Origin of the sequence: Polynucleobacter sp. 31A-FELB (assembly GCF_018882405.1) — a bacterium.
Taxonomy (GTDB): domain Bacteria; phylum Pseudomonadota; class Gammaproteobacteria; order Burkholderiales; family Burkholderiaceae; genus Polynucleobacter.
Window position 1 is genome coordinate 1 of record NZ_JACVOO010000011.1, and the last position, 20,564, is coordinate 20,564.

Consider the following 20,564-nt stretch of genomic DNA (forward strand, 5'->3'; position numbering starts at 1 on the left):
TATATCCACTACTACAACCATGATCGGATCAAGCAAAAACTAAAGGGATTGAGCCCGGTGCAATACCGAACTCAATCCCTTCTGGTAACCTAATCAAACTGTCCAACTTTTGTGGGTCAGTTCATTTGTATGGAGGCTTTTTCTTTTATAAGAGTTAGCGTTTGATGTAATACCCATAGACACAACGTGAGCCGCCTCGAGACGGGTTGTGGGTATCTTCAATAACTCCATCAATTACCGCACTTAAGTGCTTAGAAACCTTCACAATTAGCCTGCCTGAGGGTAGCTCATTGGCCAGCATATGCACTTGGCAACCAGCTCCAACTTTCATTGTGGGGACCCAATCAAAGCCATGGCTCAGAATATAGTCATGAAAGACATTGCGGTGATTGCCATTACGAGGTGAAGCGCCCTTAGCATTGAGCCTTCTGGCCAACTTATCGTTTCTTTGTTCCGCATAGGCTGCATTAGCGGCACGAAGATCTTCATAGACCTGCATGTACGGCAACTCAGCTGCGATTGCGATAGCACGAACCACGCAGTCACCAGCCCCGCCCTTAAAGCCTGCTGCTTCCCTACCCCCATCATTGAGCCGAAAGCCCAGTGCTTGGCCACGAGCTGTGACCAGCCTGGCAAAAGGATTTAAAAAACTAAACATGGGATGGCTGAGAACTTAAGTAAGTTGCGGGCAAAAGAAAAATGGACTTGCCTCGCGACAAATCCATTTCTTTTGGAAGCAAAGAGCTAAAAATTAAGCGTGTGCTTTCTTCACTTCCAGGCGCCATGCATGAAGCAAAGGCTCGGTATAACCATTCGGCTGCTCTAGACCCTTGAAAATCAGATCGCTAGCTGCTTTATAGGCATAAGAGTCTTTGTAATTCGGCATCATTGGCTTGTACAAAGCATCGCCAGCATTTTGACCATCAACTACTTTAGCCATACGCTGCAAAGTCTCGTTCACTTGAGCTTCAGTCACGATACCGTGTAATAACCAGTTAGCAATGTGCTGACTTGAAATACGCAATGTCGCGCGGTCTTCCATCAAGCCTACGTTATGAATATCAGGCACCTTAGAGCAACCAACGCCTTGATCAATCCAACGCACTACATAACCCAAGATACCTTGGCAGTTGTTATCCAATTCTTGCTGAATTTCTTCCTTAGACCAATTGGCTTTTTCTACCACTGGAATGGTCAACAAATCATCAATCAGGGCTTCAGCTTCAGCAGCTGTATCCAACCGTTCCATCTCTTTTTGCAATTGCGCTACGTTAACTTGATGGTAGTGCAAAGCATGCAGTGTTGCTGCCGTTGGTGAAGGTACCCATGCAGTATTTGCGCCAGCCTTAGGATGAACGATCTTCTGCTCAACCATGGCTTTCATCAAATCTGGCATGGCCCACATTCCTTTACCGATTTGAGCACGGCCACGCAAACCACAATCCAAACCAGCTAGAACGTTACGACGCTCGTAAGCGGATAACCATTTGCTGGTCTTCATATCGCCTTTGCGCATCATTGGGCCTGCATGCATTGCTGTATGCATCTCATCGCCAGTGCGGTCGAGGAAGCCAGTGTTAATAAAGGCAACGCGCGCACCTGCTGCAGCAATCGCAGCTTTAATGTTGGCGCTCATACGACGCTCTTCGTCCATGATGCCCAGCTTTACAGTGTCTGCTGGCAAGCCGAGCAATTTTTCAACACGGCCAAAGAGTTCACCAGCAAAGGCAACTTCTTCAGGGCTATGCATTTTTGGCTTAACGATATAAACAGAGCCTTTACGTGTATTGCCGATTGCCTGAGTTGCAGGACGGTTAATGTCATGCAAGGCGATCAATACAGTAACCACTGCATCCAAGATACCTTCGTAGATTTCTTTACCGTCGCCAGTGATGATCCCTGGGTTAGTCATCAAGTGACCAACGTTACGAAGGAACAACAAAGAGCGGCCATGCAAAGTCACAACGCCGTCTTTAGCATCAACAGCGCCAATGCCGGCAGTGTATTTACGATCTGGATTTAATGTGCGAGTAAAGGTTTTGCCACCCTTACTCACTTCTTCTACTAATGTACCCTTGAGAATACCTAGCCAGTTTTCATAAGCAACAACTTTGTCATCGCCATCAACAGCTGCAATTGAGTCTTCCAAATCCAAAATGGTAGAGAGAGCAGCTTCGAGTACAACATCGTTTACACCGGCAGCATCGCTAGCGCCAATTGTTTTGCTCTTATCGATTTCAATATCAATGTGTACGCCGTTATTACGCAACAGCACTGAGGAAGGCGCAGAAGCATTGCCTTGATAACCAACGAATTGCTTTTCATCAGCAAGACCTGTTTTGCTGCCGTCCTTCAGGCTAACAACTAATTTATTGCCATCCACTGTGTACGCAGTAACATCTGCATGCGAACCTTTAGCCAGCGGTGCAGATTGATCTAAAAATTGGCGGGCAAACGCAACAACTTTTGCACCACGAATCGGGTTATAGCCACCAGCTTTAGTAGCACCGTCATCTTCAGAGATCACGTCTGTGCCGTAGAGGGCATCATACAAAGAGCCCCAACGTGCATTAGCAGCATTTAATGCATAGCGCGCATTGAGAACTGGAACCACTAATTGAGGGCCGGCTTGAAGAGCCAATTCATCATCCACATTCTTGGTAGTGCCCAGAACTTTGCCTGGCACTTCATCTAGGTAACCGATTTCTTTAAGGTGCTTGCGATAAGCAGGCATATCTTTGATTGGACCAGGATTAGCTTGATGCCATTTATCCAGATCCAATTGCAAGCGATCGCGCTTAGCCAACAAAGCTTCGTTCTTGGGACCTAGGTCTTTAACAATTTCGTCAAAACCTTTCCAAAAGTCGGCACTTTTAATACCTGTACCAGGTAGGACCTTATCCTCAATGAAACGATATAACGGTGTAGCCACTTGCAGGCTATTACATTGTGTACGTGCAGTCATCTATAAACCCCAAAACAAATATATAAATTAAATATACAAAAGCTAATTAAGAAAATATCTTATTAACCTTTGAATGGATGTTGCAGAAGAATCGTTTCATCACGTTCAGGTCCTGTTGAGACCATAGCGATCGGCTTTCCTGCAACTTCTTCGATACGACGCAGGAACTTCTGTGCCTCTATAGGGAGTTTGTCCCATTCACGAATACCAAAAGTAGTTCCCTTCCAGCCTGGGAAATCCTCATAAATCGGCTCACAGCGCGCAACAGCTTCAGCGCCACGTGGCAATACATCTAATTTCTGACCGTCAAGGGTGTAACCAACGCAAAGACGAATAGTCTCAAAGCCATCCAACACATCAAGCTTAGTGATGCATAAGCCAGATAGGCCGTTGATCTGAATGGAGCGCTTCAATGCAGCAGCATCTAACCAACCAGTGCGGCGTGGACGGCCGGTAACGGAGCCAAACTCTTTACCTACTTCAGCCAAACGCACGCCAACCGGGTCTTGCTTGGCTGGATTATCAAAGTCATACAACTCACTTGGGAATGGACCTGCACCAACACGTGTGCAATAGGCTTTAGTAATGCCCAAGATATATTGCAATGAATCTGGACCAACGCCAGATCCAGCAGCTGCATTACCAGCTACGCAGTTGCTTGAAGTGACGTAAGGATAGGTACCGTGATCGATATCGAGCAAAGTTCCTTGCGCGCCTTCGAATAATAAGTTTTGACCAGCCTGCTCTGCTGCATATAAAGCGCTAGAGACATCAACTACCATTGGCTTAATGCGTTCTGCATAAGACATGGCTTCTTCTAAAGTCTTTTGGAAATCAACTGGCTCAGCACCGTAGTAGTTTTTGAGCATGAAATTGTGATATTCCAAGTTCTCACGCAATTGCGCGGCAAACTTTTCTGGATAAAACAAATCTTGTACACGTAAGGCGCGACGAGCAACCTTATCTTCATACGCTGGTCCAATACCGCGGCCTGTAGTACCGATCTTGGCATTGCCACGTTTTTTCTCACGCGCATGGTCAATCGCTACGTGATACGGAAGAATTAATGTAGTTGCTTCAGAAATCTTCAAACGAGATTGAACATCCAATCCTGCAGCTTCTAGCTCACCAATTTCTTTAAAGAGCGCTTCTGGAGAAAGTACTACGCCGTTACCAATGTAGCAAATCACGTTCTTATGCATGATTCCAGATGGGATCAAGCGCAGAATTGTTTTCTTGTCGCCAATGATTAAAGTATGGCCAGCATTATGTCCACCCTGAAAACGTACGACTGCTTGAGCATGGTCAGTTAACCAATCTACTACTTTACCCTTGCCCTCGTCACCCCACTGGGTGCCAATGACAACGACGTTACGACCATGAGCTTGTTGCTTTGAAGACATAATGAAATCCAAAAGGTAATTACAGAATTAGTACGTTATTAATAAAGCGAGTTATTTCTTTTTCAGCTCCCATGAGCTGCCCTGCTTTACTAGCTCACGATCACAAATATATTCAGCAGTTTCTACAGCGTCGCCATCCATTGCTTGAATGACTACTTCACCAGCATTGCGCAATTCAGCAATCTTGCTAGCCAGGCTTGCGTCCACAATCCAAGGCGCTACGATGGCAGGCTTCCTTTGCGCTGTAGGTGCAAGATTGGCGAGAGTCAATAAATCCATTGAAAAGCCAGTAGCAGGACGAGGACGTCCAAATGCTTGGCCAACATGATCGTATCTACCGCCACGTGCTATTGGTTGCGGCAACTTATCAACATACGCCGCAAACATCACACCGCTGTGATATTGATATCCACGCAAATCAGCCAAATCAATACTGAGTTCAACCTGATTAGGCAAGGCAGCAGTTGCAGCAGCAAGCTTTTCTAATTGAGCCAGGGCTTCATCAATCAACTTGTGTTTTGGCAAAGACTTTTTAGCGTCAGCCAACACTTGTACGCACGGACCGTTTAATTCTGTGAGAGCCATTAAAGCTTCAGCAGATTTAGTCGGCAGGCATTTAGCCCAAATAGCCAAGCGGGGTCGATCTTTACTCTGTAGCAAGCTATAGAGTGCCTCAATATCGCCCTTCTCAAGACTTTGTCCATCCAGAATTCCGGCGAGCACACCAGCATGAGATAGATCTAGATAAACCTTGTTCAAGCCAGCAACACTTAATGTCTGCAATAACAGGGAGACTGCTTCAAAATCCGCTTCCCAACTTGCGCAGCCATAAATTTCGGCGCCGAGTTGTAATTCTTCGCGAGCGGAACTACCTACTGGGGTACGAGCGTGTGCAATAGAACCTGCGTAGCAAAGACGGGTTACGCCTTTGCGATTCAGTAAATGGGCATCAATGCGAGCAACCTGTGGGGTCATGTCCGCACGAAGGCCTAATGTGCGGCCAGATAATTGATCGACCAATTTGAATGTTTGCAAATTGAGATCAGAGCCAGTGCCAGTAAGTAAAGAGTCGAGGAACTCCAGAATCGGAGGAGCAACCAGCTCATAACCATAGGACTCATACAAATCCAGAATGGCACGACGCAGAGACTCTACCTTACGAGCCTCGGCTGGTAAAACATCAGCAATATCTTCAGGAAGTAACCAACGATTCATGATCTGAAATATTCACTTTCAATTTTTTTTGTGCAAGAACTTAAAGAACTCGCCATTAGGCTCAACCACCATGACATCCTTCTTATCTTTGAAGGAGCTGCGGTAAGCCTCAAGACTTTGATAGAACTGCGCAAACTGTGGATCGCGACCAAACGCTTCTGCATAAAGTGCGGTGGCCTTTGCATCGCCTGAACCTTTAATCTTTTGTGCATCACGATAAGCTTCAGCCAAAATCGTGTCACGTTGACGCTCAGCATTTGCTCGAATCTTGTCGGATTCTGCTGCGCCAGTAGAGCGGAGCTCATTGGCAACGCGCTTGCGCTCTGCTTCCATACGGCGGTAAACAGAGTCACTAATCTCAGCAAGTAAATCTACGCGCTTGAGTCGGACATCCACAATTTCTACGCCGATATCTGAAGCATCATCAGCCACCTTCTTGCGTATGCCCTGCATTACCTCTTCACGTTGATCAGAAATCAACTCACGTACGGTACGTTTGGTGAACTCTTCGTTTAAGGCGGAGCGAACTAACTGGGTTAGGCGATCTTGTGCCAAGCGCTCATCACCCTTAAAGCTGATGAAGAATTTACGCGGATCAACAATGCGCCATTTCACATACGAATCCACTAAGAGATTCTTCTTTTCGGCAGTAATAAAACGCTCTGCCTCAGGGTTATCAATTGTGAGAATACGGCGATCAAAGAAACGCACGCTTTCGAATGGAGCTGGATATTTGATTTGCAAGCCAGGTTGCTCGATTACACGAACGATCTGACCAAAAGCAAACACAACAGCAAAGTTGCGTTGATCAACAATAAAAATGCTGGACGCTAGAACATAGGCAAGAGCTATTAATCCAGCAATGCCAGCTAGGAGACGATTTGCATTCATTATCTTGCCTCCCGATCACGACTACGTAAGCCATCACGTTTATCAGCAGTATTTGCAGATCCAGAACTCGGAGCGGCAACACTAGGAGAGCTTGCAACTGGCGCTGCAGGATTACCTGTTGCCCCACCCACTGTGACAGATCCAGTTGGTGTAGTCGCAGGCGCTTGGCCTGTTGCTACTTGAGTACTTTCAGCGCTCACTTGAGCGACCAACTTATCCAATGGGAGATACAGGAGGCTATTGTTTTTAGTGGTGTCTACCAATACTTTAGTGACGTTGTTATACATCTCGCGCATGCTGTCGATATACATACGATCACGCGTTACGCCAGGAGCTTTTGCGTACTCCACAAACACTTGTTTAAAGCGTGCAGCGTCACCTTCAGCTGTAGCCACTACACGCGCCTTATAACCCTCAGCCTCTTGAATCAAACGAGCTGCTGTACCTTTGGCACGCGGAATAATATCGTTCGCATAAGCCTGACCTTCGCTCTTTAAACGCTCTTGGTCTTGCCCTGCTTTTACAGCATCATCAAACGCGGCTTGTACTTGCTCTGGCGGCTGGACGTTTTGAACGGTCACGCTAGTAACGTAAATACCAGTCTTATAACTGTCCAAGATTTTCTGAATCGAGTTTGCGAGATCAATGCCAATCTTCTCGCGCCCTTCGTACAAGACGGTATCCATCTTGCTACGAGCAACGATTTCACGAACGGAAGTCTCTGCTGCTTGAACCACTGTGGCATCAGGATCGCGATTATTAAATAAATAATCAGTAGGATCTTTTAATCTGTATTGAACAGCAAAGCGCACATCAATAATATTTTCATCTTCGGTCAACATCGAAGAATCTTTTTGATTGGTTGCCTTAATTAATGTTGGGCGACCGACTTCTACAGATCTCACGCCAGATAAATTAACTGTCTCTTGAGATTGAATTGGCCAAGGCATACGCCAGTTAATACCTGGCTTAGCGGTGTAATCGTATTTACCAAAGGTAGAGATCACTCCAGCTTGGCCTTCTTGAATAATGAAGAAGCCACTAAAGATCCAAACTAAGAGTACGCCACCAGCAGCCAATAAGACGGTAGCTTTGGATCCAAATGGATTTGTGAAATTGAAATTAGGTGCACCCATACCGCCACCACCATTACCGCCGTTGTTACCACCACCATTACCACGCTGAGATGGCGGAGGAATGTCAGTGCTATTCGGTTTGTTAGTAGGTTTGCTTGATGTTGCGCCGGGTTTTTTCTTGCCGCCAAAAATACCGCTGAGGCGGTCATTGAAATCACGCCACAATTCATCTAAATCTGGAGGGCCATCTGACTTAGCTGGCTGTTTGTTTGGCTGGACTTCTACCGGCTTTTCAGCATCTGGATTACTCGGTTCAGCTTGAGGGGATTGATCACTACCCTGCCCACCTTTGGCATCTTTGGATCCACTGCCTGGTTGACTATTGCCCCAGCCTGGATCATTGACCGAAAACAGCTCAAGAAATTTACGCATCGTTTGGTGAATATTTTCGGTTGGGAATCGGGTTAAATTCAGAAGTCTCTGGTCGTTCGGGTAAAGGAGCTAAAAACTCGTCTGGGTCCATTTGGACCTTGGCACGATTCTGCTCGACCCTTATTCTATCAGTCATTTGAGAGCATTCGGCGAGGGCTGAACGCAATAAATCCAGGCCTAGGCCAGTCTTGGCAGAGAGGAAAACCTGGCTCGGAATTCCCTCGGAATCGCGGACTAGGACTGCGCCCTCCGTAAAGGTCTGCGGCATCTGGTCAATCTTGTTCATCACCTCAATACGGGGGATGTCATCCGCACCAATTTCCCGTAAAACAGCCTCCACTTCAGCCTTTTGCTCCCTGGCAACCGGGCTACAGGCATCAATAACGTGCAAAATCAGGTCCGCATGGATGGTTTCGTCCAAGGTGGCCCTAAATGCCTCTACCAATTGGTGGGGTAATTCGCGGATAAATCCAACCGTATCGGAGACCACAATGGATCCTACGCCATCTAAATGGACCTTTCGGGAGGTGGTATCCAGGGTCGCAAATAGCTGATCTGCGGCATATGTCCCTGCTTTTGTCAGGGAATTAAACAATGTGGACTTACCAGCATTGGTATACCCAACCAGGGATACTGAAAAGACGTCCTTGCGGTTACGTGCCCTTCTTTGGGTTCTTTGCTGGCGCTGGAGCTTCTCAAGCTCTGTTTCCAGACGCTTGGCTTTAGTTGCCAGCATCCGTCGATCGAGCTCCATCTGGGTTTCACCCGGGCCACCGCGTACACCGATACCGCCACGCTGACGCTCCAAGTGACTCCAAGCGCGCACTAAACGGGACATGCGATAGCGCACCTGAGCGAGCTCAACCTGAGTTTTTCCAATATGACTTTGGGCTCTTTGACTAAAGATATCCAAAATCAGGCCCGTGCGGTCCATGACATGAAAGCCAATGTGGCGCTCGAGATTGCGTTGCTGTGTTGGGGATAGCGGATGGTTAAAGATGACTAATTCGGCACCTTGCTCTTCCATCACTTTTTTGACTTCATTTGCCTTACCTGAACCAATGAATAAAGCTGGATCAGTTTTGCCCTTGCGAGCAATCACACTAGCTGTAGGTATAGAGCCGGCGCTGTCAGCCAAAAGGCTGAGCTCTGCCATGCTGTCCGCAAAATCCTCGCGGCCTGTATCGACGCCTACTAGAACGGCACGAGCCGCATCTACACCTGTTTTATACAGAGCTAACTTCTTCCGTACGGAACTCCACTGCACGAGCGGGAACGATCGTGGAAATGGCGTGTTTGTAAACCATCTGGGTCACGGTATTGCGCAAAAGGACTACGTATTGATCAAAAGATTCAATATTGCCTTGCAGCTTGATGCCGTTAACAAGATAGATGGAGACAGGAACATGCTCTTTGCGCAAGGCATTGAGGAAGGGATCCTGTAGCAATTGGATTTTGCTGTTATTCATACTGCTCCTTATTGATTTTTATAAGCTGCTTCTATTTTGGGAGTCTTGCTTTTTTTATTAAATAATCTACTGCTTACTGCTACTTACTGCTGCTGTCTACCTCCAACATAAGGGGTCTGATATTGATAAATCAAGCCCCTCCGCCTAAAACATAGTTAAAACAGAATTAAAACTGTACCGCCATTTCTATCTTTTTACTTCTTTTTGCCTTTTTTGCCTTTGTCCGCATCAACATAGGGGTTTTTGGCTGTATTCATCTGAATACGCAATGGGGTACCGCGTAACTTGAAGACTTCTCTAAAACGACCTTCCAAGTAACGTTTATAGCTATCAGTAACACCGCTCAATGAGGTTCCATGAATCACCACAATCGGAGGGTTCATACCGCCTTGGTGGGCATAGCGTAATTTTGGACGACCCATACCCACGCGCTTAGGCTGCTGATGCTCAATAGCCTCTTGCAAAATACGGGTGAGTTTAGGTGTTGGTAATTTCGCCATCGCTGCAGCGTAAGCGAGATCAACGTCTTTAAACAACTCTTTGAGGCCGGTGCCCTTTTTGGCTGAAATTGGATGTACGTTTGCAAAATCCAGGAAGCGCAGTTTTTGGGCAATCTCTAAACGCGCACGCTCTTTAACGTAGGCGTCTAAACCATCCCATTTATTAACAGCAACAACCAATGCACGGCCTGCTTCCACAATAAAGCCAGCGATGTGTGCATCTTGCTCAGAAATATCCTGCTGGGCATCGAGCATCAAGATCACCACATTGCAATCGGCAATTGCTTGCAATGTTTTTACAACCGAGAATTTCTCAATCGCTTCAAATACTTTGCCACGACGACGCAGGCCCGCAGTATCGATCAAGATGTAAGGCTTGCCGTTACGCTCGAAAGGAACTTCAATTGCGTCGCGCGTTGTTCCTGGCATATCAAATGCAATAACACGCTCTTCACCGATCAACTTATTGATCAAAGTGGATTTACCAACGTTAGGACGACCTACTACCGCAATTTTCATTGGGCGATTCGGATCGTTTTCTAATTCTTCAGGCTCTGGCTCTGGAATCCCTAATGAATCCAAAGCATCATCGATCAAACCACGAACACCATCACCATGCGCTGATGAAATCGGAAACGGTTCGCCAAGACCCAACTCATGGAAGTCTGCAGTGACAACGCCAGCTTGCATACCTTCGGTTTTATTTACCGCCAGGATGACTGGTCTGCCAGTCTTGCGCAAGAAATCAGCAATCACACGGTCTTGTGGTGCCATACCCAAGCGGCCATCCACCAAGAAAATAATGATGTCGGATTCAGCAACAGCTTGCTTGGTTTGCTTGGCCATCTCGGCAACGATGCCGGTCTTGGCTACCGGCTCAAAACCGCCAGTGTCTACGCAAATAAATGCACGCTCACCAATACGACCTTTGCCGTAGTGACGATCGCGAGTTAAACCCGAGAAGTCAGCAACCAAAGCATCACGGGAGCGCGTTAAGCGGTTAAAGAGCGTCGATTTTCCAACGTTAGGTCGACCGACAATAGTGATTACTGGATTCATTTTGGACTGTACGCCGCTAGTTTGCCACCTTGAGATTGAACCAAGATGAGGCCATTCACCGCAATCGGTGCGGCTGTGATTGGACTACTGTCATGACGAATGCGTGCCAGCATTTCACCATTCGCTTGTGAAAGTGCATGCACATAACCCTGTGCATCACCAACGAGTAATACCCTGCCCACTGCCATTGGCTCACCAACATCTCTAAATGTTAGCTGCGTGTTTTCCCACACTTGTGAGCCATCCTTGACTGCAAATGCAGTGACATACGATTTTTCATTGGAGGAGAAAACCAGATCAGGACTTTGTGCTGTACCAGTAAAGCTTGAGTAGTCCTTAAACCATAAAAGGTTTCCAGTACGCGCTTGACCGCAACCTACGCGACCTTGATAAGAAACAGCGCAAATAATTTCGCCTTCCATACTTGGCTTAGCGGTCACATCATTAAGGCGCTCAATTTCAGAGAAGCCTTTTGGAAAAGAAACTGGAGTCTCCCAAACCAAACCACCATTGGCAATTGCAATCATGCCAAAACGACCACCAGCAAATCCAGTCACAATCACTTCATTGCCAATCGCAAGCATGCCGTAGCCTACACGCAATGACAGTGCAGATTGTTGACGTTGATAAGTCCACTTACGAACACCAGTCTGAGCATCAAGACCAACAAAGCGATTATCTAAGGTGCGGATGATAACCACGCCACCAGCAACAACTGGCTCGGATAGCACTTCACTGCCAACGCTGACGTTCCAAATAGGCTTACCAGTGTCATCATAGGCATAGACCGTACCTTTAGTGGTGACTACAGCCGTGGTACGCCCGTCAGACCCAGGGCCGATAGATAGGCGATCCGGCACGGATACTTCCCAAACTTTTGCACCGGTACGCAAATCAATCTTAGCGAGATTGCCACGATGCGATGCTGCATAGACCGCATCACCTGCAACTGCAGGATGAAAGTTAAATGACTCAGATGATCCGACGCTGGTAGACCATACAGGAGTTAAGTCAAATTGATTGGTAACCGGGACGAGCTCAGCAGGCTTGCGTACACGTGAGCCACCAGAACAAGCTGTTAAGGCCAGCACTACAGAACCCAATATAAGGGTTGTAGTTGCTAGTTTTGCTACAAGTTTGCAATCCATCATCACTGAGCTACTCCTCCGACGGCATCCAATTTAACCTTCAAGAGACGACGTGCCTCTTCAGGGAATTCTTTTGCATCATTCAACTGCTTCCATGCAGCTTCATAACTCTTACGCGCATCTGCAGTGTTCTTTTGAGCTAAATACCAATCGCCGCGACGCTCTAACCACAATGCCTCAAAACCTGCGACAGGCTTTTCTTTCAGAATGGTATCCGCTTCCGCAAAATCTTTTTCAGTACCCTGCTCTATCAGCTGCGCTATCAAACGTAATTTAGCTAAGGCCAGATAACCCTGGTCTGAAGAATTCTTAGCAGCCCAACGTAAATAATCCATAGCCTTTGCTGAGTCACCCGCATCAGATGCAATTCTCGCAGCCACTAGGCTGGACATTGCCGCATACGGCGTGCCAGAGAACTGCTTCTGCAAATCATCGGCAGCACGCAAGGTTTGATCTTTATCACCCTTGTTAATCGCAGTAACCATGGTCTCGTATAACTGAGATGCGGCTGCGGCCTGGCTAGTACGCCACCATTGGTAACCGCTATAGGCTGCATAAGCAAATAAAGCAGCAGTCACAACACCAGTAATCAGGTTGCGATACTTTTGCCAGAATGCTTTAAGTTGATCTACTTGTTCTTGTTCTTCTAGGTCTAAAGGCATGTCAATCCAAGCTAATAAATACAGTTTTTAATATTAATGTCTTAATTCTATTCGGTGGCGCCAACTATGGCATCAATTACAGCCTCCACAACGCTATCTAGCGCTACAGCCTTCTGTTCACCGCTGCTACGAAGATCCTTGAGCTGAGCCTCATTTTTAGCCAATTCATCCGGTCCAATAATGACCGCATAAGCCGCCCCACTCGCATCCGCCTTCTTCATTTGGGACTTAAAGCTGGCAGTTTGGCCATCTGGAGGGCAAAAGAGGACAACATCGATACCGGCGTTACGAAGGCGCTCAGCAATGATCATGGCAGCAGTCAAGGTTTCGCCACCTTGGTGAATGACAAAGGCATCGCACTGAGCCTGTGGCTCTGGTAAGGATCCAGAAACCTTCATCAACTCCAAAACCCGTTCCATACCCATAGCCCAACCGCAAGCTGGAGCAGCTTTACCACCCATGCGCTCGATCAAGGGATCATAGCGACCACCACCAGCAATCGTACCCTGGGCACCTAACTCTTCGGTAATCCACTCAAAAACAGTCAGGTTGTAATAATCCAAACCACGAACCAAACGGGGATTGATCTTGCAGGGAATATTGTTTGCCTTGAGCAATGTCTTTACTGCGTCGAAATGCTTGAGTGACTCTTCACCCAAGAAATCCAATAACTTTGGCGCGCCTTCAATCAAATCCTGCATTGCTGGATTTTTAGAATCCAAGATACGCAATGGATTGGTTAGCAAGCGACGTTGGGAATCCTCGTCGAGCTGTTCTTTATTTTTCTCAAAGTACGTTACCAAGGCGGCACGATGCTCAGCACGCTCGGGAGCTTGTCCTAAAGAATTAATCTCTAGACGTACGGCCTTCAAGCCGAGCTCATCCCACAGGCGTTGACCCATCAAAATGATTTCAGCATCAATATCCGGACCAGCAAAGCCCATCGCCTCAATACCAAATTGATGGAACTGGCGATATCGACCACGCTGTGGACGCTCATGGCGGAACATTGGCCCCGTGTACCAAAGACGCTTTGGTCCTTCATAAAGAAGATTGTTCTCAACTACGGCACGAACTACGGCAGCAGTTCCTTCTGGGCGCAATGTGAGTTGCTCACCATTCAGGCGATCCTCAAAGGAATACATTTCTTTTTCAACGATATCGGTTACTTCACCAATGCCGCGTTGAAACACTGCAGTCGCTTCCACAATCGGAGTGCGCAAGAACTCATAGCCATAGGCGCGAGTGAGATCGCGCAAGACGTGCTCTAAATGCGTCCACTGTGCAGCATCCGCTGGCAAAAGATCATTCATGCCGCGAACGCCATTAATTTTTTGGATCTTTTGTGTTTTAGCTGGATTAGCTTGCTTAGCCTGGTCAGTCATGGTGTGCGCTTCAGTTCTTCTTTGTTGTTCATTTTTTGCTTCATTTATTTCGGTGCGTAATTCTGATTCACGTACTCATCCACAATCACCTGAAACTCTTGAGCAATGTTCTCACCACGCAAAGTCTTTACTTTGATGCCATCTACAAAGACAGGGGCAGCCGGAGTCTCGCCAGTACCGGGTAATGAGATGCCAATATTCGCATGCTTACTCTCGCCTGGGCCATTCACGATACAACCCATGACTGCAACATTCATTGCTTCAACACCTGGGTGGGTTTTTTTCCAGACTGGCATTTGTTGACGCAGGTATGACTGAATGTTGGCAGCCAACTCTTGGAAGGTCGTGCTTGTTGTTCTTCCACAACCAGGACAAGCAATCACCATCGGCGTGAAATTACGCAATCCCATGGTTTGCAAAATTTCTTGGGCAACAATAATTTCGTTCTCGCGTGGCGCACCAGGATCCGGAGTTAAAGAAACCCGAATCGTGTCACCAATACCCTCTTGCAACAAGATGCCCATTGCCGCCGTTGAAGATACGATCCCTTTACTGCCCATGCCTGCTTCTGTAAGACCTAAATGCAATGGGTAATCAGAGCGACGTGAGAGGTCGCGATACACAGCTACTAAATCTTGCACATTACTTACCTTGCAAGACAGCAAAATTTGATTGGGGTTCATGCCGAACTCCACAGCCTTTTCTGCAGACTGCAATGCAGACTGAATCAATGCCTCAATCATGACCTCTTGTGCAGTCTTGGGAACAGGCAAAGCTGCATTGCTATCCATAATGCTAGCAAGCAAGTCTTGGTCTAGGCTACCCCAGTTCACACCAATCCGAATTGGCTTGTCATATTTACAAGCGGCTTCGATCATTTGTGCAAATTGTGGATCGCGCTTAGCGCCCTTACCCACGTTACCTGGATTGATGCGGTACTTAGATAAAGCTTTGGCGCACTCTGGGTAGTCGTTTAATAAAGTGTGGCCGTTGTAATGGAAGTCGCCAATCAATGGGACCAAAACATCCATCTTGTCCAACTGCTCACGAATGTATGGCACTGCTTCAGCTGCTGCTGGCGTATCTACCGTAATACGTACCATTTCTGAGCCAGCACGTGCCAACTCTTTAACCTGAATCGCGGTACCGACCGCATCTGCAGTATCGGTATTGGTCATGGATTGGACGCGTACTGGCGCATCGCCACCAATCGTAATGATGTTTGTTTTCCAGGCAACGGTTGCCTGACGAGTAGCCCTCTTAGGCGATGGGCCTAAAGGCAACTTTGGAAGATTGTGAGATGAATTACTCATTGGACTTGTATTGTGAAATCAGTCGTCTAATCTTTTGAGCCACTGCACTGGGTGCTCGGCTTGATACTCTTGCTCTTCTTCATCTTCGAGCTCTTGGGCATCATCCTCTAAATCATGCTCTATTTGCTTGTCATGTACTGCACGCTCACGCACTCTTGTGCGATCAACTACGTCACCTGCTAACTGGCCACAAGCAGCAGCAATATCATCACCACGGGTTTTACGAACAGTGGCCACCATGCCGGCGTCTAACAATATGCTGGCGAAAGCATGCACACGTTGCGCTGTTGAACGCTTCAATCCAGATTCTGGGAATGGATTAAATGGAATGAGATTGATCTTGCACTTGATGTTCGCCAATAAGCGCACCAACTCTTTTGCCTGAATATCAGAGTCATTCACGCCATCGAGCATGCAGTATTCAAAGGTTAAGAAATCCCTTGGGGCAAAAGGCAAATACCGTTCGCACGCAGCAAGCAATTCTCTTAAGGGATATTTTTGATTTAGCGGGACAAGTTGATCCCGCAGTTTGTCATTCGGCGCATGCAATGACACGGCCAAAGCTACTGGGCAATCTTGCGCCAAGCGATCAATCATCGGCACAACGCCAGAAGTGGATACGGTCACACGGCGACGCGATAAACCATAAGCCCTGTCATCGAGCATTAAACGCAAAGCAGTAACGACGTTGTCATAGTTCAGCAAGGGCTCGCCCATGCCCATCATGACCACATTCGAGATCACGCGACCGGTGTGCTCCCAGCCTGGTGTTGGGTATTTCTCAATCCGGCGAATGGCATTCGGATCAGTACGGAGTAAATGCTCTGCAAACCAGAGTTGGCCAATGATTTCACCGGCGGTGAGGTTACGCGAGAAGCCTTGATGCCCAGTTGAGCAAAAACGGCAATTGACTGCACAACCTGCCTGGGAGGAGATACACAGAGTGCCACGATCATCCCCAGGAATAAATACAGACTCCACAGCATTACCAGCACCAACGTCTAGCAACCACTTGCGGGTGCCATCTGCTGCATGCTCATCTTTAATTACCGGGAGAGAAAGGACTTCTGCTTTATCGAGCAGGGTTGCTCTAAAGCTTTTTGCTAAGTCACTCATGTCATTAATGTCAGAAACACCGCGTTGGTGTATCCATTGCATGAGCTGCTTCGCCCTAAAGGGCTTTTCATTCAACCCCGCGACATACGCTGCCATTTGGTCAGCGTCAAAATCTAAGAGATTTACGCGCGGGGAGGTCAATGCGCCTACTTATGTATTAAATAGGTTATTCGTTAGCAATCGTGGATTAACGATTGAAAACGTTCATGCCAGCGAAGAAGAATGCAACTTCGACAGCAGCAGTTTCAGGAGCATCAGAGCCATGAACAGCGTTTGCATCGATGCTGTCAGCAAAATCAGCACGAATAGTGCCTTTGTCTGCCTTCTTAGGATCAGTAGCGCCCATCAAGTCACGGTTCTTAGCAATTGCGCCTTCGCCTTCTAATACCTGAATCATTACAGGACCAGAAATCATGAAGCTCACCAAATCTTTAAAGAAAGGACGTGCAGCGTGCACAGCGTAGAACTGCTCAGCTTCAGCTTGTGACAAATGCGCCATTCTGGACGCAACAATCTTCAAACCAGCAGATTCGAAACGGTCATAGATCTTGCCGATTACGTTTTTTGCAACAGCATCAGGTTTGATAATTGAAAGGGTGCGTTCGATAGCCATGTAAAACTCCAATAGTGATTTCAAAGATTTTGCTGAAATTAGCGCCAATTTGGACCCAGGGTGAACTTCTGCCCTATTTCCTACAACGCGCCAGGAATTCAGCGACCCCCGAATTATACATCGCCTGACCGTATTTACCCTGATCTGGGCGTAGCTAAGCTATTGAATTTACAGGGCATAACCCTTCGATTTGTAGTTCTTTTCATGGGGGGCTTGAAATTACCCCATTTTGTCTATACTTACTGTCAACAGCCCCTTGTGGGCTCGTGTATTAACTATGAAAAAGGAGTCAATATGAGTGATCTGAACTCTTACGGCTTTGGGCAAACAGGCTCGATTAGCACCCCACAGATACGCAACCGCGTACTACGCAATACCTACGCCCTTTTGGCGCTCTCAATGGTCCCTACTGTCATTGGCGCATGGCTTGGCGTTGCATTTGGGCTTAACTTCATGGCGAGCAACCCTTTTATGGGTTTCATCGTCTTTATGGCAATCGCCTTTGGCTTCTTCTGGGCAATTGAGAAAAACAAAGACACCGGAGCTGGTGTTCTGCTGCTTTTAGGTTTTACCTTCTTCATGGGCATCATGATGTCCGGCCTGGTGGGCTACACACTCAATAGCTACAGTAATGGCGCTACCTTGATCATGCTGGCTTTTGGCGGCACTGGTGCAATTTTTGCTGTGATGGCAACCATTGCTACTGTGAGCAAGAGTGATTTTTCAGGCATGGGCAAATGGTTGATGGTTGGTGTACTGCTCTTGATCGTGGCTTCATTGGCCAATATCTGGTTGCAGTTACCTGCTCTGATGTTGACTGTGATGGTTTTAGCAATCGCGATCTTCTCAGCATTCATCTTGGTTGATGTTCAACGCATCATTAATGGTGGCGAAACCAACTACATCATGGCTACTTTAGCTATCTACCTGGATGTCTATAACGTCTTCACCAACTTGCTCGCACTTTTGGGCATTGTGGGCGGCAATAGAGACTAAGCATTACTTCAAGCTTCAATAGAAAAGGCACCCGCGGGTGCCTTTTTCTTTATATTGATACTGACCTCTTAAGCTCTCAAGGCCTTTCAAATACCGCCATCGACTCCACGTGTGAAGTGTGAGGAAACATATTGACGATGCCTGCACTCTTGAGAACGTAGCCTGCTTGATGGCAAAGGATCTCGGTATCTCTGGCTAAGGTCTTTGGGTTGCAGGAGACGTACACAATGCGCTGGGGCGGGAGATCACTCCCCTGCTCATGCAATAAGGCTAGTGCTTGGCAGATCTCCATGGCGCCTTCACGCGGAGGATCCATCAACCAGCGCTCAGCCCTACCCCATGAGGCAATGGTTTCTGTTGTCACTTCAAACAAATTGCTTTGCATGAAGCTCACTTTATCTGCGAGCTGATTGTGTTCGGCGTTGGCTTTAGCTCTGGTGGTCAGACTTTCTAAGCCCTCGATACCTAATACGGTTTTTGCCCTTCTTGCGAGCGGCAATGTGAAATTACCAATGCCGCAGAACAAATCGAGCACTCGATCAGTTGCTTGAACCTCTAAGAGGCGAATCGCCCTGCTGACCAATGCACGGTTCATCATGTGATTCACTTGCGTGAAATCCGCCGGTTTAAATGGCATCTCGATTTCAAACTCAGGAAGGCGATAGCAAAGCTTGTCCGTTAATGGATAAAACGGCGCAACGGTTTCAATGCCTTTAGGCTGCAACCACACCCAGACTTGATGGGTATCCGCAAAGTCTCTGAGTAACTGTTCGTCGGCTGGCGTTAGTGGCAGAAGGTTTCTGAAAACCAATGCAGTGACTGGCTTTGCTTTTTTTGGATCATCTGAATTGGGATCCTCAGGTTCGCCTACAGCAATCTCAATTTGCGGCATCCGATCGACAATGGATAGGCCCATGACCAATTTACGCATTTCTGGCAGCAGATCAGAAACATGTTTAGGCAAAATCTCACAAGCAGTCATGTCAGCGACATAACCACTCTTGCCCTCATGAAACCCAATCAGTACAGTGCCTTTTTTGATCGAGCGATTGACCGCACTTAAGCGCGCGCGATGACGGTACTCCCAAGCGGGACCACCCATAGGGCGAAGAATTTCTTCGGGGGCTACTTTTGCTATGTGCTTTAGATCATCCTCAAGTACACGCTGCTTCATTGCAACCTGCGCCCGTATATCCAAATGTTGCATAGTGCAACCACCGCAAACACCAAAGGCTTTGCATTTAGGCTCAGCTCGAAATACTGCAGGCTTAAGGATGTCGAGTACTTTTGCTTTGCTGAAACGGGCTTTGTCACGGGTAATGACATAAGTGACGAGCTCAGTTGGCAATGCCCCCTGAATAAAAATGACCTTGCCGCTTTGGCCCTCTGCAGCCTCTTCCTCATTCGGCGCTAAGCGCGCAATGCCTTGGGCATCTAGATCAAGGGAGTCAACTCGTACTGGCTCAGTCACAACGATATGGACTGGCTTTTCTCCTCTACGCATCGGGAGCGAAATCCAAGAGATATTCTTGCCACTGCTCGCCATGCGGCTCTTTAGATTCTTTTTCTAAATAGGCTTTAACGAAAGTGATTTCTTCTTTGTACTCTTCTAATGAGAAGCCACCACGCATCAACTGAAAACGGCAGTACATCAGATAGGTATTGACGACGTCGGTTTCACAATAGCGACGAATCTCATCGATCCTGCCTTCTTGATAAGCAGGCCAGACTTGACTGCCATCCATGCCCATCTTGCCCGGGAAACCGCAGAGTTTTGCCAAGCCATCTAAAGGCGCATTGGCGCGACCATTAAATTTAGCCAAGAGATCCATCAAGTCGAGATGACGCATGTGATAACGACTGATGTAGTTATTCCATTTGAATTCACGGCTATCGTTTTCTTGACTCTCGCCCATCTCCCAGTAGCGCGGTGCTTGCACATGGTTTGCTAAGGCGCGGTAATGCAAAACCGGCAGGTCAAAGCCGCTGCCATTCCAAGACACTAACTGCGGGGTGTATTTTTCAACGAGCTCAAAGAAGGTCTGAATCAATACCTTCTCATCATCTTGCGCAGTACCTAGTGTGCCAACCTTGATTTGGGGTGAGCCGTCCTTGGTTGTCCTGCGTATGACGCAAGAGATAGCGCAGATACGTTGCAGATACAGCGGCAAAAACTCACTGCCTGTCTTTTCCGCACGTTCAGCCATCGCTTTAGCGGCGACTTCACTATCAGACAAGGTGTCGGGATAGCCATTGAGACGACGCAATCCCGCAACATCAGGAATAGTTTCAATATCAAAGACAAGTACGGTTGCCATACT

The 20,564-nt window shown here is 47.4% G+C and carries 19 protein-coding genes; 2 read left to right on the plus strand and 17 right to left on the minus strand.

What is annotated here, in order from left to right:
* Positions 1-93: IS3 family transposase (locus tag ICN30_RS07685; RefSeq protein WP_216217838.1), on the plus strand; the 93-nt coding region annotated here is incomplete at its 5' end.
* A gap of 61 nt (positions 94-154) precedes the next feature.
* Here ICN30_RS07685 and ICN30_RS07690 read toward each other — a convergent pair.
* The 15 genes from ICN30_RS07690 to ndk form a co-directional block, all read right to left on the minus strand.
* Positions 155-658 carry a hypothetical protein gene (locus tag ICN30_RS07690; protein ID WP_216274547.1) on the minus strand — a complete coding sequence of 168 codons (504 nt, stop codon included), beginning with the start codon at positions 656-658 and terminating at the stop codon, positions 155-157.
* Between the two features lie 93 nt (positions 659-751).
* Positions 752-2,965, minus strand: coding sequence for a malate synthase G (locus ICN30_RS07695; protein WP_216274549.1), 2,214 nt, complete (start codon positions 2,963-2,965; stop codon positions 752-754).
* A gap of 62 nt (positions 2,966-3,027) precedes the next feature.
* The gene (locus ICN30_RS07700) at positions 3,028-4,368 is read right to left on the minus strand and encodes an adenylosuccinate synthase (protein ID WP_216274551.1); all 1,341 of its coding nucleotides are present in this window, start codon (positions 4,366-4,368) and stop codon (positions 3,028-3,030) included.
* Between the two features lie 51 nt (positions 4,369-4,419).
* Positions 4,420-5,583 (minus strand): ATP phosphoribosyltransferase regulatory subunit, encoded by a 1,164-nt coding sequence (locus tag ICN30_RS07705; protein ID WP_216274553.1) that lies wholly within the window; start codon positions 5,581-5,583, stop codon positions 4,420-4,422.
* Between the two features lie 18 nt (positions 5,584-5,601).
* Positions 5,602-6,474, minus strand: a complete 873-nt coding sequence (gene hflC, locus ICN30_RS07710) for a protease modulator HflC (protein WP_216274554.1) — start codon at positions 6,472-6,474, stop codon at positions 5,602-5,604.
* On the minus strand, positions 6,474-7,982 hold the full coding sequence (gene hflK, locus ICN30_RS07715) for an FtsH protease activity modulator HflK (RefSeq protein ID WP_255533167.1): 1,509 nt from the start codon (positions 7,980-7,982) through the stop codon (positions 6,474-6,476). The genes hflC and hflK overlap by 1 nt, the downstream gene beginning before the upstream one ends.
* Positions 7,975-9,249, minus strand: a complete 1,275-nt coding sequence (gene hflX, locus ICN30_RS07720) for a GTPase HflX (protein WP_370623586.1) — start codon at positions 9,247-9,249, stop codon at positions 7,975-7,977. The genes hflK and hflX overlap by 8 nt, the downstream gene beginning before the upstream one ends.
* The gene (hfq, locus tag ICN30_RS07725) at positions 9,209-9,451 is read right to left on the minus strand and encodes an RNA chaperone Hfq (protein ID WP_114653200.1); all 243 of its coding nucleotides are present in this window, start codon (positions 9,449-9,451) and stop codon (positions 9,209-9,211) included. Before hfq ends, hflX begins: the two co-directional genes overlap by 41 nt.
* 194 nt (positions 9,452-9,645) lie before the next feature.
* A complete protein-coding gene (gene der / locus ICN30_RS07730) occupies positions 9,646-11,010 on the minus strand; it encodes a ribosome biogenesis GTPase Der (protein WP_216133455.1) in 1,365 nt (454 codons plus the stop codon).
* Positions 11,007-12,161 carry an outer membrane protein assembly factor BamB gene (bamB, locus tag ICN30_RS07735; protein ID WP_216274556.1) on the minus strand — a complete coding sequence of 385 codons (1,155 nt, stop codon included), beginning with the start codon at positions 12,159-12,161 and terminating at the stop codon, positions 11,007-11,009. The genes der and bamB overlap by 4 nt, the downstream gene beginning before the upstream one ends.
* Positions 12,161-12,820: a tetratricopeptide repeat protein gene (locus ICN30_RS07740; protein WP_216274558.1), complete on the minus strand. Its 660-nt coding sequence runs from the start codon at positions 12,818-12,820 to the stop codon at positions 12,161-12,163. Before ICN30_RS07740 ends, bamB begins: the two co-directional genes overlap by 1 nt.
* 47 nt (positions 12,821-12,867) lie before the next feature.
* Positions 12,868-14,205: a histidine--tRNA ligase gene (hisS, locus tag ICN30_RS07745; protein ID WP_216274560.1), complete on the minus strand. Its 1,338-nt coding sequence runs from the start codon at positions 14,203-14,205 to the stop codon at positions 12,868-12,870.
* A 44-nt stretch (positions 14,206-14,249) separates the two neighbouring features.
* On the minus strand, positions 14,250-15,518 hold the full coding sequence (gene ispG, locus ICN30_RS07750) for a flavodoxin-dependent (E)-4-hydroxy-3-methylbut-2-enyl-diphosphate synthase (protein WP_216274562.1): 1,269 nt from the start codon (positions 15,516-15,518) through the stop codon (positions 14,250-14,252).
* 18 nt (positions 15,519-15,536) lie between these two features.
* Positions 15,537-16,775 (minus strand): 23S rRNA (adenine(2503)-C(2))-methyltransferase RlmN, encoded by a 1,239-nt coding sequence (gene rlmN / locus ICN30_RS07755; protein WP_255533168.1) that lies wholly within the window; start codon positions 16,773-16,775, stop codon positions 15,537-15,539.
* A 46-nt stretch (positions 16,776-16,821) separates the two neighbouring features.
* A complete protein-coding gene (ndk, locus tag ICN30_RS07760) occupies positions 16,822-17,247 on the minus strand; it encodes a nucleoside-diphosphate kinase (RefSeq protein ID WP_046330292.1) in 426 nt (141 codons plus the stop codon).
* Between the two features lie 294 nt (positions 17,248-17,541).
* On the opposite strand from ndk, the gene ICN30_RS07765 reads away from it, so the two are divergent.
* Entirely contained in the window at positions 17,542-18,243 is a 702-nt protein-coding gene (locus tag ICN30_RS07765; protein ID WP_216274565.1) for a Bax inhibitor-1 family protein, read from the plus strand.
* 76 nt (positions 18,244-18,319) lie between these two features.
* On the opposite strand, the gene rlmD is transcribed toward ICN30_RS07765, so the two are convergent.
* Together rlmD and ICN30_RS07775 are read right to left on the minus strand one after the other, a co-directional pair.
* On the minus strand, positions 18,320-19,747 hold the full coding sequence (gene rlmD / locus ICN30_RS07770; RefSeq protein ID WP_216274675.1) for a 23S rRNA (uracil(1939)-C(5))-methyltransferase RlmD: 1,428 nt from the start codon (positions 19,745-19,747) through the stop codon (positions 18,320-18,322).
* Positions 19,740-20,561, minus strand: a complete 822-nt coding sequence (locus ICN30_RS07775) for a 3'-5' exonuclease (protein WP_216274567.1) — start codon at positions 20,559-20,561, stop codon at positions 19,740-19,742. The genes rlmD and ICN30_RS07775 overlap by 8 nt, the downstream gene beginning before the upstream one ends.
* Between the last annotated feature and the right edge of the window lie 3 nt (positions 20,562-20,564).